At 63.7% G+C, this 24,254-nt stretch carries 19 protein-coding genes and 1 pseudogene; 4 read left to right on the top strand and 16 right to left on the bottom strand.

All coding sequences use genetic code 11. The features are described from left to right. Window position 1 precedes the first annotated feature (1 nt). From AC1RTP_RS22205 to queE, 7 genes are all read right to left on the bottom strand, one after another. Window positions 2-1,603: an ABC-F family ATPase gene (locus AC1RTP_RS22205; protein WP_498610679.1), complete on the bottom strand. Its 1,602-nt coding sequence runs from the start codon at window positions 1,601-1,603 to the stop codon at window positions 2-4. Window positions 1,604-2,128: 525 nt separating this feature from the next. Next, window positions 2,129-3,439 carry an NAD(P)/FAD-dependent oxidoreductase gene (locus AC1RTP_RS22200; RefSeq protein WP_498610534.1) on the bottom strand — a complete coding sequence of 437 codons (1,311 nt, stop codon included), beginning with the start codon at window positions 3,437-3,439 and terminating at the stop codon, window positions 2,129-2,131. Then, window positions 3,436-4,335 carry a muramoyltetrapeptide carboxypeptidase gene (ldcA, locus tag AC1RTP_RS22195; protein ID WP_498610533.1) on the bottom strand — a complete coding sequence of 300 codons (900 nt, stop codon included), beginning with the start codon at window positions 4,333-4,335 and terminating at the stop codon, window positions 3,436-3,438. Before ldcA ends, AC1RTP_RS22200 begins: the two co-directional genes overlap by 4 nt. Beyond that, a complete protein-coding gene (locus tag AC1RTP_RS22190) occupies window positions 4,332-5,228 on the bottom strand; it encodes an alpha/beta fold hydrolase (RefSeq protein WP_498610531.1) in 897 nt (298 codons plus the stop codon). Before AC1RTP_RS22190 ends, ldcA begins: the two co-directional genes overlap by 4 nt. Before the next feature lie 40 nt (window positions 5,229-5,268). Next, a complete protein-coding gene (tadA, locus tag AC1RTP_RS22185; protein ID WP_498610529.1) occupies window positions 5,269-5,727 on the bottom strand; it encodes a tRNA adenosine(34) deaminase TadA in 459 nt (152 codons plus the stop codon). Between the two features lies 1 nt (window position 5,728). Beyond that, window positions 5,729-6,172, bottom strand: coding sequence for a 6-carboxytetrahydropterin synthase QueD (gene queD, locus AC1RTP_RS22180; protein ID WP_498610527.1), 444 nt, complete (start codon window positions 6,170-6,172; stop codon window positions 5,729-5,731). Between the two features lie 3 nt (window positions 6,173-6,175). Further along, on the bottom strand, window positions 6,176-6,808 hold the full coding sequence (gene queE, locus AC1RTP_RS22175) for a 7-carboxy-7-deazaguanine synthase (RefSeq protein ID WP_498610525.1): 633 nt from the start codon (window positions 6,806-6,808) through the stop codon (window positions 6,176-6,178). Window positions 6,809-6,949: 141 nt separating this feature from the next. Between queE and AC1RTP_RS22170 the strand changes: the two genes are divergently transcribed. Next, on the top strand, window positions 6,950-7,939 hold the full coding sequence (locus tag AC1RTP_RS22170; RefSeq protein WP_498610524.1) for a sensor domain-containing diguanylate cyclase: 990 nt from the start codon (window positions 6,950-6,952) through the stop codon (window positions 7,937-7,939). On the opposite strand, the gene AC1RTP_RS22165 is transcribed toward AC1RTP_RS22170, so the two are convergent. The 3 genes from AC1RTP_RS22165 to AC1RTP_RS22155 form a co-directional block, all read right to left on the bottom strand. Further along, window positions 7,920-8,843 carry a diguanylate cyclase domain-containing protein gene (locus AC1RTP_RS22165; RefSeq protein ID WP_498610522.1) on the bottom strand — a complete coding sequence of 308 codons (924 nt, stop codon included), beginning with the start codon at window positions 8,841-8,843 and terminating at the stop codon, window positions 7,920-7,922. The two genes, AC1RTP_RS22170 and AC1RTP_RS22165, sit on opposite strands and share 20 nt — an antisense overlap. Continuing rightward, entirely contained in the window at window positions 8,825-12,934 is a 4,110-nt protein-coding gene (locus tag AC1RTP_RS22160) for an ATP-binding protein (protein WP_498610520.1), read from the bottom strand. Before AC1RTP_RS22160 ends, AC1RTP_RS22165 begins: the two co-directional genes overlap by 19 nt. A gap of 95 nt (window positions 12,935-13,029) precedes the next feature. Continuing rightward, a complete protein-coding gene (locus tag AC1RTP_RS22155) occupies window positions 13,030-13,215 on the bottom strand; it encodes a hypothetical protein (RefSeq protein ID WP_498610518.1) in 186 nt (61 codons plus the stop codon). A gap of 144 nt (window positions 13,216-13,359) precedes the next feature. On the opposite strand from AC1RTP_RS22155, the gene AC1RTP_RS22150 reads away from it, so the two are divergent. Then, complete coding sequence (locus AC1RTP_RS22150) at window positions 13,360-14,697, top strand: methyl-accepting chemotaxis protein (protein WP_498610517.1); 1,338 nt, start codon at window positions 13,360-13,362, stop codon at window positions 14,695-14,697. A 4-nt stretch (window positions 14,698-14,701) separates the two neighbouring features. Here the strand turns inward: AC1RTP_RS22150 and AC1RTP_RS22145 are convergent, their stop codons facing one another. Genes AC1RTP_RS22145 through AC1RTP_RS22130 form a run of 4 tightly spaced genes read right to left on the bottom strand, consistent with a single transcriptional unit; the run spans window position 14,702 to window position 19,567 of the window. Beyond that, on the bottom strand, window positions 14,702-15,694 hold the full coding sequence (locus AC1RTP_RS22145; RefSeq protein WP_498610516.1) for a response regulator: 993 nt from the start codon (window positions 15,692-15,694) through the stop codon (window positions 14,702-14,704). Further along, window positions 15,691-16,812, bottom strand: coding sequence for a hybrid sensor histidine kinase/response regulator (locus AC1RTP_RS22140; protein WP_498610514.1), 1,122 nt, complete (start codon window positions 16,810-16,812; stop codon window positions 15,691-15,693). Before AC1RTP_RS22140 ends, AC1RTP_RS22145 begins: the two co-directional genes overlap by 4 nt. Next, complete coding sequence (locus tag AC1RTP_RS22135) at window positions 16,809-18,149, bottom strand: sensor histidine kinase (RefSeq protein ID WP_498610678.1); 1,341 nt, start codon at window positions 18,147-18,149, stop codon at window positions 16,809-16,811. Before AC1RTP_RS22135 ends, AC1RTP_RS22140 begins: the two co-directional genes overlap by 4 nt. A 29-nt stretch (window positions 18,150-18,178) precedes the next feature. After that, the gene (locus tag AC1RTP_RS22130; protein WP_498610513.1) at window positions 18,179-19,567 is read right to left on the bottom strand and encodes a class I SAM-dependent methyltransferase; all 1,389 of its coding nucleotides are present in this window, start codon (window positions 19,565-19,567) and stop codon (window positions 18,179-18,181) included. Window positions 19,568-19,673: 106 nt separating this feature from the next. On the opposite strand from AC1RTP_RS22130, the gene AC1RTP_RS22125 reads away from it, so the two are divergent. After that, window positions 19,674-19,967: a hypothetical protein gene (locus AC1RTP_RS22125; RefSeq protein WP_498610511.1), complete on the top strand. Its 294-nt coding sequence runs from the start codon at window positions 19,674-19,676 to the stop codon at window positions 19,965-19,967. Here the strand turns inward: AC1RTP_RS22125 and AC1RTP_RS22120 are convergent. Then, the gene (locus tag AC1RTP_RS22120; protein WP_498610509.1) at window positions 19,964-21,157 is read right to left on the bottom strand and encodes a glycosyltransferase; all 1,194 of its coding nucleotides are present in this window, start codon (window positions 21,155-21,157) and stop codon (window positions 19,964-19,966) included. The two genes, AC1RTP_RS22125 and AC1RTP_RS22120, sit on opposite strands and share 4 nt — an antisense overlap. Window positions 21,158-21,307: 150 nt before the next feature. Here AC1RTP_RS22120 and AC1RTP_RS22115 point away from each other — a divergent pair, with 150 nt between their 5' ends. After that, the gene (locus AC1RTP_RS22115) at window positions 21,308-23,641 is read left to right on the top strand and encodes a sensor domain-containing diguanylate cyclase (protein WP_498610507.1); all 2,334 of its coding nucleotides are present in this window, start codon (window positions 21,308-21,310) and stop codon (window positions 23,639-23,641) included. Here AC1RTP_RS22115 and AC1RTP_RS22110 read toward each other — a convergent pair. Continuing rightward, window positions 23,628-24,165 (bottom strand): annotated as a pseudogene (locus tag AC1RTP_RS22110) (LysR family transcriptional regulator). The gene AC1RTP_RS22115 and the pseudogene AC1RTP_RS22110 overlap by 14 nt on opposite strands. Window positions 24,166-24,254: the final 89 nt, after the last annotated feature.

Here is a 24,254-nt window from a genome sequence, read left to right as displayed (position 1 = left end):
ATTACTCGATGCCTTGGCTCTTCAGGTAGTCTTCATAGCCGCCGCGGAAGTCCACGACTTCATTTGCCTTGATCTCGATGATGCGGGTGGCCAGCGAGGAGACGAACTCGCGGTCGTGCGACACGAAGACCAGGGTGCCGGCGTACTTTTCCAGGGCGATGTTGAGCGACTCGATCGATTCCATGTCCATGTGGTTGGTCGGCTCATCCAGCAGCAGGACATTGTGACGGCCCAGCATCAGCTTGCCATACATCATACGACCTTTTTCGCCACCCGACAGGACCTTGACCGATTTCTTGACTTCGTCGCCGCCGAACAGCAGGCGGCCCAGCGAGGAGCGCACGGCCTGGTCGTCGTCGCCTTCCTGGGTCCACTGGCCCATCCAGTCGGTCAGGTTAATGTCGGATGCGAATTCTTCGGTCGGATCCTGCGGCATGTAGCCGACGTTGGCATTTTCGGCCCATTTCACCAGGCCGGTGTCGCTGGTCAGGCCAGCGATGTCCTGGCCGCCGATGCAGCGCAGCATGGTCGTCTTGCCGGCGCCGTTGGCGCCGATAATCGCGATACGTTCGCCCGCTTCCACCGCCAAGTCGACGTTCTTGAACAGAGTGCGGTCGTAGGTTTTGCCGATGCCCTGGGTTTCCACTGCCAGGCGGTGCAGCTTCTTCTCGCCGTCGAAACGCACGAACGGATAGGCACGCGAGGACGGCTTGATGTCTTCGATCTTGATCTTGTCGATCATCTTGGCGCGCGAGGTAGCCTGGCGGGCCTTGGACTTGTTGGCCGAGAAGCGGCGTACGAAGTCCTGCAGCTCGGCGACTTTGTCTTTCGCCTTGGCGTTATTGGCCAGCTGCTGGTTGCGGGCCTGCGTCGAGGCCAGCATGTATTCGTCATAGTTGCCTGGATAGATCTTCAGCGTGCCGTAGTCCATGTCGGCAACGTGGGTGCAGACCTGGTTCAGGAAGTGGCGATCGTGGGAAATGATGATCATGGTGGAATCGCGCTGGTTCAGCGTCTCTTCCAGCCAGCGGATGGTGTCGATATCCAGGTTATTGGTCGGCTCGTCCAGCAGCAGGATGTGCGGGTTGGAGAACAGAGCCTGCGCCAGCAGCACGCGCAGCTTCCAGCCTGGCGCTACGGCGCTCATCGGGCCCTGGTGCAGGCTGATGTCGATACCGGCGCCCATCAGAAGCTCGCCGGCGCGCGCTTCGGCGGTGTAGCCGTCGTACTCGGCGACTTTACCCTCTAGTTCCGCCGCTTCCATGTAGTCGTCGTCGGTCGCTTCCGGATTGGCGTAGATGGCGTCGCGCTTGCTCATCGCTTCCCACATCTCGGTGTGGCCCATCATGACCACGTCCAGCACGCGCATTTCTTCGTACGCAAACTGATCCTGGCGCAGCTTACCGAGGCGCTCGTTGGCGTCCAGGCTGACGTTGCCGGCGGACGGTTCGAGGTCGCCACCGAGGATTTTCATGAAGGTCGACTTGCCGCAGCCGTTCGCGCCGATCAGGCCGTAGCGGTTACCGTCGCCAAACTTGACGGAAATGTTCTCGAACAGCGGCTTGGCGCCGAACTGCATGGTGATGTTTGCGGTAGAAAGCATGCTGGGGGAAATGGTGAGAGAAAGCGAATCGAACATTATACCCCGCCGACCGAGTGCCCGCCTAGGAGCGCCCCTCTGCTTGCGGCTCAAAGGGTTGCAAGCAATATAAGAATATGGGAGCACAGGGTGTCCCTATTCAATTGGGTCGAAAAGCCTGATTCGGTCTTATTCGGACTTTTTAGGTCTCCTGGAGTCTCTTTTGGTCTCCAGATGCATTGCTTTCGTGCGTAGCGTCTTCGCATGTTTCCACTCGGCTTCATTGGGATAACGCAACCATATTGTCCGCCACGCGTTTCTGCTGCATTGGGCAACCTCATCTACAAAGTGGGCTGGCGAGACACTTCACCCCTCGAATCGAACCTCACTGCCTTGCACACAAAATTCAGGACAGGCTCTTCATGGCGCACTCTCCTTTTCAAATTGCACGCCAACTTAGATCGAAACCAGACCAAAAGAGTTCACGGGAGACCAAAAAAGTTCATGGGAGACCGTTTCAGACTTTCTGGGTTTTTCGACATATCCCCCCTACTGCCGCATCCAGTCGCGCAATTCGCAATACCAGTACGTGAGCTGGGCGGCCAACAAGCCGGCTGGACCGGCCGTGGTGGGTAGACCCCAGGCGGCAAACTGGTCGACTTTGCTTAGTTCGCCCATCAGGGCTGCGGAGAGGACGTCACCGGCAAGTGAAGTTGGGCCAACGCCATGGCCGCCGAAACCCATCCCGTACCAGACGCCGTTCGGCAGCTTGCCGAGTTGTGGCATTTTGTGGCGGCCGTAGCTCATCAAACCGCTCCAGGCATAGTCGACTTTGGCGCCCGCCAGTTGCGGGTAGACTCTCAGCATATCCTCGTACAGCAGGCGCGCCACATCTTCCGGGCTGCGGGAACGGATCGAGATCCGCCCGCCCCACAACAGGCGGCTGTCCCGCAATGGCCGGTAATAGTCGAAGGCGAAGCGCGTATCGTAAATCGCGGCGTCGGTCGCCAAAGCTTGCGGCATTCGCTCGCCCAATGCCTCCGTCACCATCACGTAGGTCGCGATCGGCAGGATCGCGCCAGCCAACGCGGGATAAAGGCGCTCAATATAGCCACCGCAGCAAACGACAACTTCGTCGCAAATCACCTCGCCGGCAGCAGTCGCGACGCGCCAACGGGACCCGCGGCTGCCGGCGTTCGGGACGGCGGACGTGGCGTCGGGAAGCTTCTCGATCACGGTTGCGCGGCTCGATTCGTGAACGCGGACGCCGCCGGAATGCAGCGCGCGGGCCAGGCCTTGCGCGTATTTCAAGGGATGGAAATGGAACGCGTTTTCTTCATACAGCGCGCCGAAATAGCGTTCGCTGCGGGCCTTGTCGGCGAAATCGGCAGGCGAAATGCGCTGCCATTCAACGCCCAGATGATCGCGCATGAAATCCTGGCGTTCATCGAGCACACTGGGATCGTCGAACCAGTTCGCCAGGTAGATGCCGCCATGCGTGGCATCGCAATCGATTGAGTATTGGCTGATGCGGCGGCGGATCTGATCGACCGCTCCGAGCGTGAGCTGATAGAGTCGCCTGCCCTGCTCCGCTCCGACTGTCGTGAGCAAAGCTTGTTCATCGAGGGAATAACCGCCGAAGACGAAGCCGCCGTTACGGCCCGAAGCCCCATGGCCGACGCTCTCCGCCTCCAGCAGCACCACATCGCGTTCGCCGTGCTCCATCAGCGATAGGGCAGTGGCGAGACCTGCGAAACCAGCACCAATGATGCAGACCCGGGCTTGTTGGCGTCCTGCCAGCGCGGCGTATTGCTCGCCCGGCGCAGTAGCGCGGTAGTAGCTCTCCGCGCCGTTCATCATAAGGTTGGATACCCGCTTACAGTCAGGTCAAAGCCGTCCGCATCGGAAACGAGGTGCGCATGCGCGCCAAAAGGCAAGGTGCAGCGTTCCTCACCGTGGCCGAACGGGAGCCCGGTCAGGACTGGCACAGGCAGCAAGCCGCGGATATAGGCAAGCATGGAATCGAAGTCATAGCCATTATCGTTAGGGCCCAGCCGGTAACCGGAAAAATCGCCCACCACAATGGCACGCTGGCGCGCCAGCACCCCGGCAAAATGCAGCTGCAGCAGCATGCGCTCGATTCGGTATGGATGCTCGCCGATATCTTCGAGGAAGAGGATGCCGCCATCAATATCCGGCCAGAACGGTGTGCCGATCAGGTGGTTGACCATCGCCAGGTTGCCGCCCCACAGCGTACCCTGTACGTCGACCGGCGGGTTGCCCGTTGCCGTACCGCGTACGGAATGCGTCGGTCCGCGCAGGCAATCCCAGAACTGGCGCAGCGTGTACTCAACCTGCTCGTCGCGGGTCAGGTCAAGCGACATTGGCCCGGCAAAACTGATACGTCCCGTGGCCCGGTACAAACCCATATGGAAGGCGGTCAGGTCGCTGAAGCCGCTGAACAGCTTACCGCTATCGGCCATGGCGCGGAAGTCGATGTGCGGCAGGATGCGGCTGATACCGTATTGACCGCGCAAGGCCAGCACGACCTGGCAATCGGGATCGGCGGCCGCCGCATTGAGCTGGGCTAGCCGGCTCTCATCCGTGCCGGCAAATCGCTGGAACTTGTGCTCCGGTTCGTAATAGTTATGAACGATGTGCCCCTGCGCTTCAAGGCGGGCAATGCCGCGCGCCAAGGCCGCGTCATCGATGGGGTAGCCGCTGGTTCCGGCAATGGCGATTCCGATATTTTTCACCCGGCCATCTTACCCCGGAGGTGTTGATCGAGCAAGGTTAGCAGCCTGCCAACCAGGGCCGGCGGCATATCATGCCCCATGCCCTCGATCAGCTCGAGCCGGGCGCCCGGAATCTGGCGCGCCGTATCGATCCCGCAAGCGCAAGGCACCAGGGGATCGGCATCACCATGGATCACCAGCGACGGGCAGCGGATAGCGTGCAGCAGCGCGCTGCGGTCGCCCGAAGCGGCAATGGCCACCAGCTGGCGCGCCACGCCGTCGCCATTCACATTGCGCGCCACCGCCTCACCAGCCATCTGGCGCAGCAGTTCCTCGGGCATCGGATATGCCGGGCTGCCAATGGTACGGAATGTGTCCACCATCTGCTCCACCACGCGCGCCCGGTGATGGGCGCTGGCAGTACGTCGCAGCAGGATACGGCGCGCCGCCGGCGTGGGCCCCGGCAAGCCGGGACGCCCGCTGCTCGACATGATGGAAGTCAGGCTCAGGGTGCGCTGCGGATAACGCGCGGCCATGATCTGCGAAACCATGCCGCCCATCGATACCCCAACGATATGCGCCCCCGCCACGCCCAGCGCATCGAGCAGGCCGACCGCGTCGCCGGCCATATCGTTCAAGGTGTAAGCGGCGCGCTGGCGCCAGCCGAACAGGTGACGCAGATAGGCCAGCCACAAATTGGGCGCGCCGAGATGGTCGAACTGGGAAGACAGCCCGGCATCGCGGTTGTCGTAGCGGATCACACGGTAGCCGCGCTGCACCAGGCCATCGACGAATTCATATGGCCAGGAAATCAGCTGCAGGGCCAGGCCCATGTTCAGCAGCACAGCCGGGCCGGCCGGGTCGCCGCTGGACTCGTAGGTAATCGTAATACCGTTTATATCGACGCTGGCCATAGCTCAGCATAGCACCGCGATGACGGTGCGTGGCGCGCCGTCAGGCTGCGTTGTTTTTGCGCACGGCGCGGCGCTCGGCGAAGAAGTCTTTCAGCACCTGGCCGCAGTCGTCGGCCAGCAGGCCGCCTTCCACCTCGGCGTGATGATTCAGCTGTTCGCTCTCGAAGACATTGACCACCGAGCCGCAGGCGCCGGTCTTGGGATCGGTGGCGCCGTAGATAACGCGCGACAGGCGGGCGTGCATCATGGCGCCCGAACACATCACACAGGGCTCGAGCGTGACATACAGCTCGCAGCCCGGCAGGCGGTAATTGCCCAGAGTTTCTGCCGCGGCGCGCATCGCCATGATTTCTGCATGGGCGGTCGGGTCGTGGCGGCCGATCGGCTGGTTATAGCCACGGCCAATCACTACCCCGTCCTTGACGACGACGGCGCCCACCGGCACCTCGCCCTCAGCCCAGGCGCGGCGCGCTTCAATGAGCGCTTCGCGCATATACATCTCATTCGACAATTTCGGCCCAGCAGTTAGGGGTTTCGTGCAGCACCAGCTTGTGCAGGTGCAGGCCGGTGCCATAGTGATCCTTGAAGGCCGCCTTCAGGATGTCCCAGGCCACGGCCGCCAGGTTTTCCACCGTCGGGATGCGGTCGATCACCACGGTCTTGTGGTTAGGCAGCGAGGCCAGGAAATCCTTCACCGAAGCGTCCTTCTCGTACACCAGGAAAGCGTGGTCCCAGACGTCGACCAGGTGTTCCTTGGCGATGGTCTTCACGTCGGAGAAGTCCATGATCATGCCATTGTCGGAATTGCCTTCGGCGTCGATCACTTTGCCGGTCAGGGTGATTTCGAGGGTGTAGCGGTGGCCGTGCAGGTTGCGGCACTGGCTCTTGTGGTCGGGAATACGATGGCCGGCATCGAATTCCAGCTTGCGGGTAATAGTCAGCATTGCTTAAGGAATATTCAACAGTTTATGGGTTTGCAGGCTCAGTTTCCATTTCGGATTGCGCTTGCAGGTTTCGATCGCCAGCGTGGTATTGAAGGCTGCCAGCGGGCCATCCATCGGCTGCACGAAGAAGTTCTCAAAATCCAGGCCTTCGTAGGCGGCCAGGTCCTGGTCCTTTTGCGGGATCACGACCTTGATTTCATTGCCTTTATGGACCACCAGCTGTGAGCCCATTTTCGGGCTGACGCAGATCCAGTCCACGCCCGCCGGCACCTCGATGGTGCCATTGGTTTCAATGGCGATGGTGAAGCCCACCGCGTGCATCGCGTCGATCAGCGGCGCGTCGAGCTGGAGCAGCGGTTCGCCGCCCGTAAATACCACATACTTGTGCCCCGCCCCGGCCGGCCACAGGCTATTGATTTCCTCGGCCAGCGCCGCCGGCGTGGCGAATTTGCCACCGCGCTCGCCGTCCGTGCCCACGAAATCGGTATCGCAGAACTGGCACACCGCGCCGGCACGGTCCTGTTCGCGCCCGGTCCACAGGTTGCAACCGGCAAAACGGCAAAACACGGCGGGACGCCCGGCATGGGCGCCTTCGCCCTGCAGGGTGTAGAAAATTTCCTTGATGCTATAAGTCACGGGGTGAATCCACTGGTCGGCAACCCTACATTATAGCGCGTTTCACGAAACGAAATGGCTTTGCGCTTGGTCAACATTTACTACCGGCACCAGCGGCACAATCGAGTTCCAGACGCAGTGAATAACAAGGGGCGCCGCCAAATGAATAGTCTCCTCAAGATCTCCCATCAGATGGAAGCACCTTCGTCCGAGCAGCCGCAAGGCTTCGCCCTCAAGCTGATGGAGCTGCTGGTCATTCCCACCTTCGTACTCGATGCCCAGGGCCGGGTCATCATCTGGAACCGCGCCTGCGAGCGCCTGACCGGGATCCAGGCCGAGGAACTGCTCGGCACCAGCGGCCATTGGTGCGCCTTCTACGCCGCCCATCGCCCCACCTTGGCCGACCTGGTGATCGCCGGCCGCACCGGCGAAATCCTCGACCTCTACGACGGCCAGTCGCGCGGCCCGGCCGCCACCCGCGACAATCTTTGTGCGGAAAACTGGTGCGAGATGCCGCGCACCGCCGGGCGGCGCTACCTGGCTGCGGACGCCAGCCCGATTTATGACAGCGATGGCCAACTGGTGGCCGTGGTCGAAACGCTGCGCGACCTGACCGAGGAAAAGCAGGCCCAGATCGCGCTCGAGCAATTGGCCACGCGCGACGGCCTGACCGGGCTGGCCAACCGGCGCTGCTTCGACCACACCTTGCTGGCGGAATGGCAGCGCGCCCTGCGCCAGGCGCAACCGCTATCGCTCCTCATGGTCGACGTCGACAACTTCAAGCAGTACAACGACGCCTATGGCCATGTCGGCGGCGACGATTGCCTGAAGCGCATCGCCACCGCGGTGGCCAGCGAAATGCGCGCCAACGACCTGGTGGCGCGCTACGGCGGCGAAGAGTTCGCCGTCATCCTGCCCAACCAGTCGCTGAAAGGCGCGGCCATCGTGGCCGAACGGATACGCTGCCGCGTCGAGGCGCTGCGCCTGCCCAATATCGGCGCGCCGTCCCACTTCGTCACGGTCAGCATCGGCGCCGCCACGGCCATTGCCTCGCACGAGCACCAGCCGGCGCAACTGGTGGCTACGGCCGATGCGGCGCTTTACCGCGCCAAACACATGGGGCGTAACCGAATCAGCTTGCCAGGCACGTAGCCGGCGCGGCGCGGCCCATGCTGGCGCGGTTGCGGCCCGTGCGCTTGGCTTCGTATAGCGCCTTGTCCGCCGCTTCCAGCAGGGTTGCCGGGCTGTCGTTTGTGGACGGCGCCATCGAGCATAAGCCGACGCTGATGGTCACATGCCGCGCTACCGGCGAAGCCGCATGCGGCAGCTGCAATGCCGCCACGTGCTGGCAAATCCAGTCGCCGTAGCGCAGCACTTCCTCCTCGCAACTGTTTGGCAGGAGCACCACGAATTCCTCGCCGCCGTAGCGCGCGACCAGCTCACCCGGACGGCGCGTGCAATTGGCCAGCGCTTGCGCTACCGCACGCAGGCATTCGTCGCCCATCTGGTGGCCGTAATGGTCGTTGTAGAGCTTGAAGTGATCGACATCGACCAGGGCCACCCCCAGCGCGGCGCCCTGGCGCCGGTGGCGCGCCACTTCCAGCGCAATCTGCTCGTCGAAATAGCGCCGGTTATGCAGGCCGGTCAGGCCGTCTTTACGGGCCAGGTTGTCCAGGCTGGCCAGCGCGGCCTGCAAGCGCAAGTGGGTGCGCACGCGCGCCTGTACCACCGGGCCGCTCAGGGGCTTGGTGATGAAGTCCACCGCGCCGGCATCCAGGCAGGCGATTTCGCTTTCCACGCCGCCGCTGGCGGTGACGAAGATCACTGGGCAATGGCCCAGGTCAGGGTCGGCCTTGATGCGCTCGAGCACCGCAAAACCGTCCATGCTCTTCATCTGCACGTCCAGCAGGATCAGTTGCGGGCGCTGGGCGCGGGCGATTTCCAGCCCCGTCATGCCATTGGTGGCAAACAGCACCCGCGCCTGGTCGCGCAACATGGCGCTTAACAGGCGGATCGTGTCGGGGTTGTCGTCGATGATCAGGATGGTGCTTTCCATGCTTCCTCACTCAGGACATCCAGCGCCGTACCAAAGTCCAGCGCTTCAATAGCGGTTTCCAGCTGGGCGGCGGCGGCATCGCCATGCCGGCTGGCCAGCTGTGGGCGCAGCTGGCGGAATTGCGCCAGCGCGTCGAGGTCTTGCCGTTGCAGCATTTCGGCCAGCGTCTGCATGGCCGCCTGCAAATCCTGCTGCACGCCGGCTGCCGGCAAAGCATTCTCCAATTGAAGCCAGTGCGAGGCTGCTTGCAGCGTTGCTGTCAGCGCGCTTTGCGCCTGCGCAAACTGGCTGCGGGCGGTCCTGTCATCGCCGCTGCGCAGTGCTTGTTCGATGGCCAGGGTGGCGTCGGCGAAGTTGCGCGCGCCAAGGCTGCCAACGCCGCCGCGCAGGGAGTGCAGCGCCGCAGCGGCGCCTGTCGTATCGCCTGCTTGCCAGCGCGTTTGCGCCGCTTCGAACTCGTCCTGCGACTGGCGCACCACGCGGCCGACCAGGGAGACAATGTTTTCGCGCTGCGGCGTGTTGCCGATGACCGCGAGCAGTTTGCGGATGGCGAAGACGCCGGGCTGCTGGTCGGCTTCGTCCGGAGCCGCGACCGGCGATGCGACCACGGGTGCGGGCGCCGAAGAATCCGCGGCCGCCTGACGCAAATGGGCCGCGACAGCGGACAGCATTTGCGTATAGTCAACCGGCTTTGGAATGAAACCATCCATCCCGCACTCCTGGCATTTGCTGCGCTCCGTATCGAGCACGCCTGCGCTCATGGCCAGGATGGGAATGCGCAAGCCCTGCTGCTGGCGCAGGATGCGGGTCGCTTCGAAACCATCCATCACGGGCATCTGCACGTCCATCAGCACCAGGTCGAAGCCCGCGGGCGCACTGCGCAGGATGTCCACCGCCTGCTGGCCGTTCTCAGCTATCGTCACCAACGCCCCAGCCGGTTCCAGTACGCCGCGCGCGACCACCTGGTTGGTCGGATTGTCTTCCACCAGCAGGATACGGGCGCCGTTCAACGCCGGCTCCTGCGGCTGCAGGATCAGGCCAGGTTCCATGCTCCGTTCGGATGCGGCGACGCGCTGACGCACGCCTTGCAGCAGCAGCCGCAGTGCCGACGGCAAGACGGGCTTGGCCAGGGCGGCCGCTTCGCCGGGGCCGGGCTGGCGATCGAGGCTGCGATTCAGCGCCACCAGGCACAGGCCTTCATAGCGCTCAGGGCCCTCGCTGTCGAGCAGCACGGAATCGACCAGCGCCACGTCGCGCGCGCTGCCGGCGCCGGAAGCGGCGAAGGCCGGCGGGGTATCGTGGGTGTCCACCACGCAGCCCCAATGGCGCAGCTGCGCTTCGAGGTAATGCAGCGTCGGCACATGGTCGTCCACCAGCAAGACACGCAGGCCGGCCAGGGAACCGGCTTCGGTGTCTTCCTGGCGCTGCCGGCGCGCCAGCTGCAGCGGCACCGACACCACGAATTCGCTGCCATGCCCCGCTTCGCTACTCACGCTGATGGTGCCGCCCATCAGCTGCACCAGTTGCTGCGAAATCGACAGGCCAAGACCGGTGCCGCCAAAGCGGCGCGAGGTCGAGCTCTCCGCCTGCTCGAAAGGATTGAACAGGCGCCCAAGCTGCTCGCCGCTCATGCCAATGCCGCTGTCGCTGACCGTCAGCTGCAGGATTTCCATGGTGCTGCCTGGTGCGCTCACGCCGAGGTGCACGCGCACCTCGCCTTCGGCCGTGAACTTGATCGCATTGCCGACCAGGTTGAGCGCCACTTGCCGCAAGCGCTGCAAATCACCTACCAGGCCTTGCGGCATGTCCGGCTCCAGCGTGAGCAGCAAGTCCAGGCGTTTGCCGACGCTGGCCGCCTGCATGGCCGCCGCAATCGCCTCAGCCAATTCCTCCAGCTGGAACGGAGCATTCACCACCGCCAGCTTGCCGGCCTCGATCTTGGACAGGTCGAGGATGTCGTTCACCAGTGCCAGCAAGGCGCCGCCGGAAGCGCGGATCAGGCGCACATATTCCTGCTGTTCCGGCGCCAGCGGCGTGCGTTCCAGCAGTTGCCCGATTCCTAGCACCGCATTCATCGGCGTGCGGATTTCGTGGCTCATATTGGCCAGGAAGGCGCTCTTGGCGCGGCTGGCCTCCTGCTGCTGCAATTCGGCCCGCTTGCGCGCGGTGATGTCGAGCGCCACGATGTGGAAGCCGCATACCTCGCCCTGCGCATCGGTGTCGGGGATATAGTCGGTCATGAAATGGCGCGGCCAGCCGGCGCGCTCGGTATCGGTCTCAAAGTGCACCCGTTCCCCGCGCAGCGCCGCCGCCACCTGCGCCTCGATCTGGCCATACAGCACGCTGCCCAGCACTTCCTCCACGGTGCGCCCGATCATGCCGGCCGGGTCGAGGCCAAGCAAAGTCTGGTAGCTGCGGTTGGCGAAGCGGTAGACCTGGTCGCGGTCGACATAACCGATGGCGGCCGGGTTGTGGTCGGCCACCGTGCGCAGGAAGCGCTCCTTGTCGGCCAGTTCAAGCTGGGCGCTGGCCAGCGCCGACAACTGCTCCGCCGCCGCCTCTTCGCTGCGCCGGCTGTCCGTCACGTCGGTCACGAACACCACATAGCCGGGCAAACCATCGGCCGCATGCCGCGCCAGGGTCAGCTCCGCATCGAAACGTGCGCCATCACGGCGCCAGCCGGTCAGCACCAGCGGCTGGCCCACGCTGCCATCGGCCAGGCCGGCAAGCATCGCGCTGCTGGCGTGCAGCAGCTGTTCGATCGGCTTGCCCAGCACTTCCGCGCGCTGCCAGCCAAAGACTTGTTCGGCGCGCGCATTCCAGTCGCTGACCAGGCCTTCGACACGCAGGCCGATGAAAGCTTCCTGCGTCGCATCGAGCAAGGCCAGGGTGCGCAAATCGCTGGCAGCGCCCTGCGCCTGCGCACGCTCAAGGTCGGCGCCCAGCAAGTCGATCCGCTGCGCCAGCTGCGCCTTGTCGCGTTCCAGTTGCAGGCCGTCGCGCTGCAAGCGCTGCAACAGCGCATTGCAGGCCTGGCGCAGTTCTTCCAGTTCGCCAAAGCCGCCTGCGAGCGGCGGCAGCACTGGCGCGGCCCCCTCCTGCACCGCTTGCATCGCTTGCGCCGCCTGCTGCACAGGCTGGGTCACGCGGCGCGCGGCGCGCCAGCCTGCCAGCGCCACCAGCAGTGCCAGCGCGGCGCCCCAAAGCGCAACAGTCGTCTGCAGCCGCCGCACCGGGGCCATCGCCAGGCTGGCGTCTTGCCGCACCAGCACCGTCCAGCCCAAGCCCGGATAGCCATCGTAGCCGCGCGTGCGGGCATAGCCGACCAGGTAGTCGCGGCCGTCAGGCCAATGTTCTTCGCCATAGCCAGCCGGTTGCAACCGCGCTTGGGCAAGGCTGGCGCTCGGCAGCTGCTGCTCGAACAACTCGTCCGGTCCAGCCAGCACTTTGCCTTCGCGCGATAGCAGCAGGACGTCGCCTGCCAGCAACTGGCGCGCCCAGTTCCAGTGCAGCTGCACGCCCAGCACGCCGGCCGGATGGCTGGCAGCATCAAAATAGGGGAAAGCCAGGTCGAGTACGCGCAGCGCCCGGCTGCCATTTGGCGGCAACAGCTGCGCCAGCTGCGCGTCGGCATGTACGTCGTGTACATACACGCCCTTCGGCGCATCGCTGAACCAGGGACGCCGCGCCAGGCTGGCGCCTTCCAGCACCTGGCCGGTCGAGGCCTGCACTTTGCCGTTGGCGTCCGCCAGGCCAATCCAGGCATACAGGGGATAGGTGCGCTGCAAATCTTCCAGCAATTGGCGACGCGCTGCGGCGCCGTCGATCTGGGCGGCGCGGCGCGCCAGCAGCTGTACTTCGCGATAGCGCTCGAACATGGCCGCGTCGAGCTGGTCGGCGCTCTCGCTGGCGCGTTGCGCCAGGCCCTGGCCGAGGCTGGATTTGAGTTCTTCGGCTGTGCGCCAGCCAAGGCCCCACACCGCCAGCGCGGTCAGCAACAGCACGGCGGCAGCCAGCGCGGCAGCAAGCATGGCGCCCAGGCCCAAGCGGTGGCGCAGCGTAGGTCGCGCGGGCAGGACTTCCTCAGGCATGGCGGCTCCGCTAATCCGATGCCCAGAGTATAACCGACTCTCCCTCGAAAAGTTGCCTGAAAGTCTTGCTGTATGACTTAGTCAATGCATCCTACTTAATGCACCTTGCGTCCGCTGCGCGCTTTTTGCGCCTTGGTTTCGCCGTGCTCCTTGCGCTGTTTGTTCACGATACGTGCCGCAACTTCCTCTTCGCGGCCGGGATAGCGGTGTTCCTTCTTGAACTCCTGCTTGAGTTCCTTGTACTCGCGCTCCCGTTTCGGGCTGGCTCCTCTTGGCATCATGGCCTCCTTGTGTGGCGTCCTGCCATCATGCTAGCGAAGCTTTGCCGGGCACAGCGCACGTAAGCGGCTGGCACTTTCACTACTTAATCGACATGCAAGGCAATTGTCCAGACAATAAGCTCATCACAACACTGGAGAATTTGCATGCCGGACCACTACGCCAAGGCCCATCGACTTTTCATCCCCATCCTGTGGCTATTGCTGCTGATGTCATTTGGCCTTGCGCCCTGGTACGGCACCTGGAAGCCTGCGCTACTGGCCGGCCTGCCCGCCGCGCTCTTGCCCACCCTGCTCACCTGGCGCGCACCGCAAGCACTGGCCAGCCGCATGGCCGTGGGTATTGCCTGCATGTGGTTCTGCGCCCTGCACATCCAGCAAGCCATGGGCATGATCGAACTGCATTTCGGGATTTTCGTCCTGCTGGCTTTACTCGTGGTCTACCAGGACTGGCGCGTGATCATCGGCGCGGCGGCCTTTGTCGCCGTGCATCACTTGCTGTTCAACTTCCTGCAGCAGGCCGGCTTCGGCACCATGTGCCTGAGCGCCCCGTCGCTGCCGGTCATCATCGTGCACGCGCTCTACGTGGTGGTGGAAACTGCTGCCCTGTGCCACTTTGCCATCAGCTTCGCCCGCCAGCGCGTCCAGACCGAGGCCGACCGCTCCCGCCTGCAGGCCAGCTTCGACCGCATGCACCGCACCGTGACCGAAGCCCACGTCGGCATCGACGCCATCAGCGACGCGGCCCATGCAATCGCCAGCGGCAACCAGAACCTGTCGGCGCGTACGGAACAACAGGCCGGCGAGCTGCTGCGCACCCTTGGCACCGTGCAGCAGCTGGCGCAGACCGTGCGTCAGAACGCGGACGACGCGCACAGCGCCAGTGAGCTGGTGTCGGCCGCCTCGCAAGTCGCGGTGCAAGGGGGCGCCATGGTGGCGCAGGTGGTGGCGACCATGGGCGCCATCCATGACAGTGCGCGCCGCATCCATGACATCATAGGCGTGATCGACGGCATCGCGTTCCAGACCAACATCCTGGCGTTGAATGCGGCCGTGGAAGCTGCGCGTGCAGGCGAACAGGGACGCGGCTTTGCCGTTGTCGCCAGCGAGGTGCGCAACCTGGCCCAGCGCAGCGCCACCGCGTCCCGGGAAATCCGCCAATTGATCGGCGATTCGGTGAACAAGGCGCAGGAAGGCAACCAGCTGGCCGGCGCCACCGGCCAGGTGATGGACAAGCTGGTCGCTTCGGTGCAGGAGGTGGCGGGCTTGATGGAGGCGATCACCGCCGCCAGCCGCGAGCAGTCGGCCGGCATCGAACAGGTGACGGATGCCGTGGGCGCCATGGACCGGGGAACGCAGCAAAACGCCGCGCTGGTGCAGGAAGCGGCCAGCGCTTCGGCCAGCATGCTGGAACATGCGCGCCGCCTGGCGCAGTTGATGGGCGAGCAGGGCGCGCCGGAGCAGCGCGCGCTGGCCTTGCGCTAAAGGCTTAGAACTGTTCGACCCACGCCGCCAGTTGCGACGGCGTGAGTTCGGCGTCGGCTTGCACCAGGCGGCATTCCACGCCTTGCGAACCGCTCGCCATCTGCAGCGCGGCGCCGCGCTTGCCAAGCCACAGCAGGCAAGCCAGCCAGAAGGCGTGCTGCGACGACACCGGCGCGCTGGTCGGCGTTTCCAGGAATTCAGTCAGCTGCGACGCTTGCAGGAACAAGGCCTGTTCGGCATCAAGCGCGCGGAAAGTCGGGCCGAAAGTTTCCCCCAGCAGCGCGAAGACATGCGCCGGCTCTGCGTCCGGGTAGCGCGAATCGAGGTCCTGCAAGTGGTCGCGCACGGTGCAGCCAAAAGCGGCGCTGCGGAAGGCTTCGGAACTGATCAGGTCCGAGTGGTCCAGCATCAGCCAGTCCGGCTCGGGCGGGGTCATGCCCGCGCTCAGGGCGCCGGCCAGGTAGCTTTCCACCGGCACGAAAGATGGACCGGCGGACAGGCTGGCCGCCAGCGTATACAGGGTACCGATACGGCTCGCCACGGCCTGCTTCTGGCGCACCAGCAGCTTTTCGCGCAGCAGCTGCGAATGTTCTTTCTGCAGCTTGGCCAGGGCCAGGGCCTGTTTCAGTTCCATGCGCAGGGCCGCGATATCCCAAGGCTTCTGGATGTAGCGGTGGATCTGGCCCTGGTTGACCGCATCGACCGTGTGTTCCAGTTCCGAATACGCCGTGGTCAGGATGCGCACGATGTGCGGATAACGGTCCCACGCATAGAACAGCAATTCATTGCCATAGGCGCCGGGCATGCGCTGGTCGGACACCAGCACTGCGATTTCGTCGGCATGCTCGTCGAGCATGCGCTTGCCGTCCTCCACCGACTCGGCCACATACACAGGCGCCAGCGAACCGAGCGCGCGCTGGAAGTATTTGAGTGCGGTCGCCTCGTCGTCGACGTACAGGATCGCCGGGGCCGGTCGGGCCGTTTGTATCTCAGTCATGCTGGTTCCTTCTCTAAATCCGGGAAATTCATGGTGACGGTGGTGGAGCAACCCTGTTCCGACTGCACCCGCAGGTGGCCGCCGAACGATTGCATCACGCGGTTGCAGAAGATCAGGCCCCAGCCGCTGCCGCCCTCAGCGCCGTGCATGGACACTGGGTCCAGCAGCAGGCGGTTGAGCAGTGCCGGCGCAATGCCCGGGCCATTGTCTTCCACGATGATGAAGGGGCGCTGGTCGACGCCCACGGTGATCCTGACGCGCGGCTGCGGATGCTCGTGCAGCGCACGCAGCGCATTGCTCAGCAGCGAAGACAGGACCAGCGCCACGCAGTTGGGCGCGGCGCGCACGGTGAAGTCGGCTTGCACCTCGACTTCGATAATGTTGCGCTGACTGGCGGCCAATGGATACACACCCAGCAAGGCGGTGACCATCTGCTGCGCGCTGCCGCTGCCCAGGCGGGCCGTCGGCACCACGCTGGCGCGCTTGACGGACTCCACGAAGGACGACAGCACCGACAGGCAGTAGCGCGCATTATCATTCATATGGGCCGCCGCATTGCCGATGTCGGCTTTGAGCGGCAGGCCATTGTCCGGCCCCTGGCCGTTGACGCGGCGCTGGATATTGCGCGCGAAGTTGGCGATGGTGGCCAGTGGCGTATTCAATTCGTGCGCCAGGAAGGCCACAGTTTCTTCAATCGCCAGCAGGCTTTGGCGGCGCATGGCGCGTTCGCGCGCATTCTCGCTGGCCAGGCGCAGGGCATGCCGTACAGTGCTGGTATCGAGCGGCTTTTCCAGGATGCGGAAGATGTCGCCGCCGTTGATGGTTTCCAGCAGCACTTCCTTGTCGGCGTAAGCCGTGACGAGGATGCGCACCAGGTGCGGGTAATCGCGCTCAACCTGGCGCAGCAAGTCGCCGCCCACGCGGCCAGGCATGCGGTAATCGGTCACCAGCACGTCGACTTCGTTGTCGGGGCGGGCCAGGATTTCCAGCGCTTCGTCCACGCCGGGGGCCGTCAGCACCGTGAAGTCGCCTTCCACGGCGCGGGCAAAGTATTTGCGCGCGAGCTCCTCGTCGTCGACGTAGAGGACGGTGGCGGGCTGCTTACGCTGTTCATTCATTTCTCGCCTCCCGTCACACGCGGCAAGTCGAAGGTGAATTTGGTCCATTCTCCGGTTGTGCTTTCAGCTGCCAGCACGCCGCCGTGGCGCTGGATCACGCTGTAGCAAATCGACAGTCCAAGGCCCAGCCCCTGGCCCACCTCGCGGGTGGTGAAGAATGGTTCGAACACGCGGCCGATGTTCTCCGGCGCGATGCCCGGTCCGTTGTCGCGCACCGTTACCTTCAAACGGTCGCCGCGCGACTCGGCATAAACATCGATGGCCGGTTCGCGCGTCGCACCTTTGCGCATGGCCAGGGCTGCGTTGCTGAGCAGGTTGATCAGCACGCCGATAATGGCTGCTTCGTCGCCGCGCACCAGGGTGTCCGGCTGCAGGTGGCGATTGACCTTGATGCCCTTGATTTCGTGGCCCACCAGGCGCACCGAGGATTCCAGCGCGCGCTCGAACAGGAATTGCGCGCTTTCGTGGTCGGTGCCGGACTTGCGGTAGGCGAAAGTCTTGAGGTCGGACACAATGTACTGCACGCGCTGCATGCCCGACTTGGCATCGGTCAGGCATTCATGCAGCACTTCATTGGACTTGGCCGCCTGCTCTTCCATCGCGATATCGATTGCCATCATGCAGAAGTTGACCGGGTTGTTCACCTCGTGCAGCAGGCCGGCAGCCAGGGTACCCAGCGCAGCCATTTTTTCCTGCTGCAGCATCTGGCCTTTGATCTCGGCCAGGCTGCGGTTATTCGCTTCCAGCTGGGCGTTCTTGTCCGCCAGCTCCGCCTTCAGCTGGAACAGGTTGAAGCGCGCCTGCTCATTGAAGTAGGTGCAGACCGCGCTGGCGATGGCGCTGAAGGCCAGCAGCAGCGAATTGACGGCAAAAGCGCCGCCGCCTGGCACCTGGCCGTCGTGCACCCAGCAAGCCGCCGCGTACAGCATATAAGTGAGCAGGCCAAGCGTCAGGTTCTGCCACATGCGGAAGGCGAATGCGATGGCGGATGCGAATACGCCCAGGTTCAGGCCCGCGTAATAAATCGACGAAGCGCCTTCGGTGACGGCAATCATCCACGCAATCATCACTTGCGGCAGCATCAGCCAGGCAAAGCTCATGGCTTCGACATTGCGCGCACCCCATGGCTGGCGCATCAGGCCAATGATGCCAAGGATGCCCAGCGAGCAGCCTACCCGCGCCAGCGTAAATTCGAACAGGTGGGATGGATACAGGCTGTAATCCAGGCCGATGCCCAGCAGGACGAGCGCGATGCCGGTCCAGGCGCCGCCGCGGCTGAAACGCAGCCGGTATGCGCGCAAATCCGATTCATAATCCGAATGCTGGTGGGCGCTCATCAGGGTCCCCACGTCAGGTGCTGGTCCAGTCATGGCAGCGACGCTTCGGCAAAGACATTGACGCCGGTCGCATCGACATAAGTGGAACGTGCGCGCGTCTGGGGCGGCAGCAGCTGCTCCATTTTCGCTTCGTCGCGGTAGATCAGATACCACTCCAGCAAGTGCTCCATGCCCGGACGTTCAGGATTGTTGCTGTGGACGTTGGTCACCAGCAGGCGGCCGCCGCCCTTCATGCAGGAAGCGAAATAGCTTAGCAAGCGGCTGCACACCTTGTCCGACAGGTAGTCGAACAGGCCGGCGCAATAGACCACGTCGAAATCCGCGCCCAGCTGCGGGCCGTCGACGCGGCGTTTCAACAGGTTGTGTACCGAATCCTGCACGAAGCGGATATCGGGCTGGCGCGCCAGGCCGGCGCTGATGGAAGCGAGTTCGCCGCGCGTCCAGGCCAGCGTTTCTTCGCTGAAGTCCACCAGTTCGAACGAGAGCCAATGCGGTTCGTCGTACTCGCGCAGGAAGCGCTGGATTTCCTGCGCCGGGCCGCAGCCCACGTTCAGTACGCGGAACGGACGGCCCACGCGGCGCGCCTCATCGGCGTGGCGCTTCAGGAAATCGACCAGGATATCAATCCGGTTGCGGTGCGCCACCGCCACTGCCGTTTGCAGGAAGGCGGCATTAACGATCTGGAAATAAGTGCTCGGGCCCTGGCGCGCATCGCCGAGGATCTGGTTCACCATCTGGTAGTCGCCCGCGTAGCCGAGCGGCTTGCTGAAGGTGCGGAATACGAAAGGGGCGCGCAGTATCAAGGGATGCAGCGCCGCCTGGGCGAAAGCGCGATGGGCCGCGGACGCATCCTGCTCCACCATCGCGGCTTCGCGGTTCAAGTCGTCGAAATAACGGCGCACGCGCACGATCAGCGGTTCGGCCAGTTCGGCGAATACGTCGGCGCGCAGGCGACCGCCCTCTTTCGGCAGCGAGTCGGACAAGTCGACCTGCTCCACCCAGCGCGCCACTTCGGCCAGGTAGGCACGCATTTCATTGACTGCAATCTGGTAATCGCGGCGGATGCGGAAGCGGTCATCCCAATCGAGCACGAATTTGCTCGCTTCGCGGCCCACTGCGCCAGGCAGCAGCACCACTTCGCTCAGTTCGCGCCATTCATCGATCAGGGTCACCGACACCACGGCCGTCAGGCCGGTGTTGACCATGCTGATCACCACGGCCTTGCCGATATAGGCACTGGCCGTGCCCATGCGCACCGTCAGCTCGCTTAATACCTCGCTGACCTGGACGATGGAATACGGGTTATACACTTCCATCACCAGCGATTTGCGCTGGAGCGTCACGATGGTGCCGCGGACTGCTTCACCCTGCGTGTTCAGGAAACTGACGACCGGATCGATTTGCGCCTGTGAATACACTGTTCGGGACTAAATGGTTGCCGTGAATTAAATTGAGTGTACTGACTTGTGGAGCAAATCGCAATATTTCCCCTAAGAGATTTCGATTTTCGATAAAGGTAATTAATTGCGAAGCAGCCAGTGCATTTATTTAATTGGCAAGTATTACGACCAAAAGTACGCTGCCGCACAGACGCGACCATTGCATGCTGCCAAACTTGCGGCAAGCAATGGAGAACTTGAAATGGATCAAATAGGCCGACAATCATCCGCTGAGTTGGAGCGCGCTGAATTCCACGAACGCTTTGCCCGCAGTTTCAGTGATGCCCGTTTTGATGGGGTGCGCGATGCAGTCGCGGCATTGGAAGAGCTGGCCTGGCGCCACTACTGTGAACAACGCCAGGAGCGTAGCCCGCACTAAACGTTCGCCGCCAGCAGCTCCAGGCGGGCTGCCAATCTCTCCGCCATATGCGCCTGGGTAAAGCCGGCGTAACGATTGGCCATGCCGCGCGCCGCCATCAAGGTGCGGCCATCCATCAGCAGGCTGCGCACCACACTGCGCCAATCGACCGTACCGGGCAAGCGTCCGCCATTCACCGCCACGCCGGATTGCTCAAGCCGCGCCGCCAGCAAATAGCGTTCAAGCTGGGTCGGCAGCAGCAGCATCGGCACGCCACCCAACAGCGAGTGCGCCACCGTACCCTCGCCCGCCTGGCTGACGCAGATGCGCGCTTCTGCCATGGCGCCGGCCAGGTCGACCGGTCCGCGTGCATAAGCCAGGCTGGTCGCATGGACCGGCGGCACGGCGCCGGCAGCTACTTCCGGTTGATAGCACAAGACGCGGCAGCCTTCCATCACGAGCGCGTGCAGCACAGCGATATGGGCCGGATGTTCCTGGCGCAGGTAGACAAAGACTTTGTGGCCATGGCCCGGCGGCCATTGCGGCGCCTCACCGGCTGGCGTGACGAAAGCCGGGCCGAACCATTGCTGGCTTTCCGGCGGGCGGCCGTAGTGGTCGGTTTCCGGCCAGGCGCACAGGAAATGCTGTCGGCCCAGCAGCGAGTCGGCCGCCTGCACATAAGGCACGCCGCCGTGGTGCACCAGCACCGTGTTCATCACCTTCAGGATGTGGATCTCGGCCCCGGCCAGGCGCGCCAGGTCGACCGCTTCCCATGGACGGAAATTCGGCAGCGGCTGGCCTGCCGGCGGCAGTGTAAAGCCGGCGCCAATCGCGGCAGTCGGGATATCCATGGTGCGCGCCGCCAGCAAAGCGGTGGGAGCGAATTCGGCCACCACCACGTCGGGCTTCAGCAGCTCGAAGGACGAACGCCAGCCGCGCACCAGGGCATCGAGCGTCTGCGCTTCGCGGTAGCCGGAGGCGAGCATGATTTCGGCCAGGCTGGACGCGTGCTGCGCCGTGCTGTGCAGCCAGAGCGGCGCTTGCAGCATCGTCACGTCCAGGTCGCCAAACAGCCGGCGCGCGGGACTGAGGTCGCGCACCGACAGGCTGACGGCATGGCCGCGTGCCAACAGGGCTTGCGCAATGACCCGCAAGCGACCTGCATGGGCGGCATCGCCGCCTAATTCCCAAGCCAGGTGGAAATGAGCCATCGGTCAGTTCGTCCGGCCAAGTGTCATTGCATTTTTCACATTATTTCCAATCATTGCTATGCCATGGATTTTAGAACACACTGGCAAACAGGTGTGCAATACTAGGCCATGGCCTCTTCACGACTGCTACCACGGAGCTTGCGCGCGCGCATGACCTGCGTGGTCATTCTGTTCGTGCTTGCGGCCACCACCATCCTGACCTGGCTGGCGCTTTCCATGTCCGAGAAAGACATGAAGAGCGTCATCGGCCAACAACAATTCAACCTGCTATCCCTCGCTGCCGCCAATATCGACGAACAACTGGCAGGCAAACGCCTGCTGCTCGCGTCCATCGCCGACGACGTCCCGCCGCGCCAGCGCACGCCGGCGGCGATCCGCGCTGCCATTGAACGGCATGCTTCGGCTTCAGCGGAGTTTGCCAATGTGGCGGCCTTCGACGCCAACGGCCGCTACCTGGCCAGCCTGCGCCCGCCGCAGCAAGAAAACCCCACGGTGAACGACCGGCCCTATTTCGAACAGACTTTGGCGCAAAAGCGCGCAATCATATCTCCTCCGCTGCGCGGACGCGTGTCCAGTTTGCCGGTTGTGGTGTTGACGCATCCTATTATTGACAGCGGCGGCGATGTGCAGGTAGTCCTGGTCGGCAGCATCGATTTGCTGAACTCGGACTTCTTCCAGCATTTCAACACCATGAAGCCGGGCAAGACCGGCTTCATGTTCATCATGACCACCGAGGGCATCCTGGTCAATCACCCCAGCAAGGGACGGCTACTGGAGCACATCAACGCGCGGCCCGGAGTCAACCTCGGCACCCAGCGCGCACTGGAAGGCTTTGAAGGCTGGATGGAGGCCACCAATAAGGACGGCGTCGACGGCATCTACTCGTACAAAAGACTGAACACGACCAACTGGATCGTAGCCGCGCGCTATCCGACCGACGAAGCGTTTGCACCAATGATACGCATGCGCCAGCAAGCGGTATTGGCGGCCACCCTGTTTGCCGCCGTGGCGGGCCTCTTGAGCTGGATGACGATCCAGGTCCTGCTGGCGCCCTTGCAGCGGCTGCGCGCTAACCTGCACGCGATCCGCACGCGCAGCGGCGACATCAGCCTGCTGCGCAGCGGCGCGAAAGACGAGATCGGTGAATTGAGCGAAGCGCTGTATGAATTGACGGCCGAGCGCCAGGCCGCGCAGGAGCGCCTGGCGGAAAGCGAAAAGCGGGCGCGCGTCATCGCCGACAATATTCCGGCCCTGGTGGCCTACATCGATCGCGACCTGCGCTACCGCTTCACCAACGAGCATTACCAGTTCCTGCTGGGGATCGACCCGCGCGGCATGGTAGGCAAGCGCGTCGACGAAGTATTCGGACCCCAGGTCCTCGCGCGTTGGCAAGAGTGCTTTGACATTGTGCTGGCCGGTCGCCGCATCCACCTGGAACGGCCGGGCGAGGAAATGGAGCGCTTCCTGCACCTGATGGTGGAACTGGTGCCGGACCTGGCGCCTGACGGCAGCGTGCCCGGCTTCTACATGATGTGCACCGATATCACCGAGCGCAAGACCGCGGAACTGGCGCAAGCGGCCAGCGAAAAGCGCCTGCGCCTGATCGCGGACCACCTGCCTGTGATGATCAGCGCCATCGACCGCGACCACGTGCTGCAATTCGGGAACGCGACCTACCGCCGCTGGCTGGACACCGATCCCGATACGCTTCCCGGCCGCCCCATGGCCAGTGTGACCGGTGATGCCGCCTACCAGGAAGCGCGTCCTTCGCTGGACCGGGCCTTCAGTGGCCAGGTCACCGAATATGAGTCGACCGCGCGCCTGCATGGCGAGCCGCGCGTGCTGGAAACCACCTTCGTGCCGGAAGTACGCAAGGACGGCAGCGTGCCCTTCGTCTATGCGCTGACCACCGACGTCACGCGCAGCCGCGAAGTCGAGGCCGAGCTGCTGCGCCAGGCGCGCCGTGATCCATTAACCGGCATCCCCAACCGGCGCCAGTTCGAGGATGTATTGGACCAGGCCATCGATCGCGTGCGACGCCAGGACAGCCAGATGGCCTTGGCCTACCTCGACATCGACAACTTCAAGCATATCAACGACAGCCTGGGCCACGCCGGCGGCGACGAAGTTCTTAAAGAATTCGCGCTGCGCCTGTCCGGCAATGTGCGCACCACCGACACCGTCGCGCGCCTGGCCGGCGACGAATTCGTCATCGTGTTCGAAAACATCCGGCACTCGGAGGAAGTCCAGCTGCTGGCCGAAAAAGTCATGGATGCCGTGGCGCCCGACTTCACCGTGCTTGGCGCACCGCTGCGCGTCACCACCAGCATCGGCATTGCACTCTATGCGGGCGGCACCGAAACCGCAGGCGGCCTGATTGGGCGCGCCGACATGGCCCTTTATGACACCAAGCGGCGCGGCCGCAACGGCTTCACCATCGACAATGGCCGCGGGCTGCCGGAGCCCGCAGCTACACCGCCTTAAGGAGTTCGATGAAACGGCGCCCGGCCGGTCCCGTCGGGACGTCCTTGCGCCAGCTGGCGTACATCGAGAACGCCATGCCCAGCACCGGGCTTGCCTCCAGTGCCAACTCAACCAACGATCCGCGCGCCAGTTCATCTTCCACCATATGCCGCGGCATGCCGCCCCAACCCAGGCCTGCGCGCAGGAAGGCGTGCTTGGCGCCCAGGTCGGCCAGGCGCCAGACCTGCTGGCCCACCACGCCGAACTGGCGCCCTTCGGTCAGCTTGGACCGGTCGGTCAGGATCAGTTGCACATGCTTTGCCGCCTCGCTGCGCGCAATCGGCGCAGGCATCGAAGCCAGCGGATGCGCGGCCGCGCCCAGTGCGGTCAAACAAGGCGAAGCCGACTTGCATCTCAAGATTTGCGAGGGTCTGGCTGACCACCGACTGGGCCCGCCGCAGCTTGCGTCCCGCCGCTGAAAAACTCCCCTCTTCCGCCGCCGCGATAAAAGTTCGCAATTGGTCCATCGACATTGCATCGAGCATGTGCAATCCTATGTAATACGTCCATGTAAGACTGATCTTACATTGTGGCGCGCTCCTCTCTGCTAGGAAACATTGGCTTGCACTTGGAT

It is taken from the genome of Pseudoduganella sp. GW821-FHT11H04 (assembly GCF_058807935.1).
The sequence above is the reverse complement of the archived record's forward strand: the minus strand, read 5'-3'. Positions and strand labels throughout refer to the sequence as shown.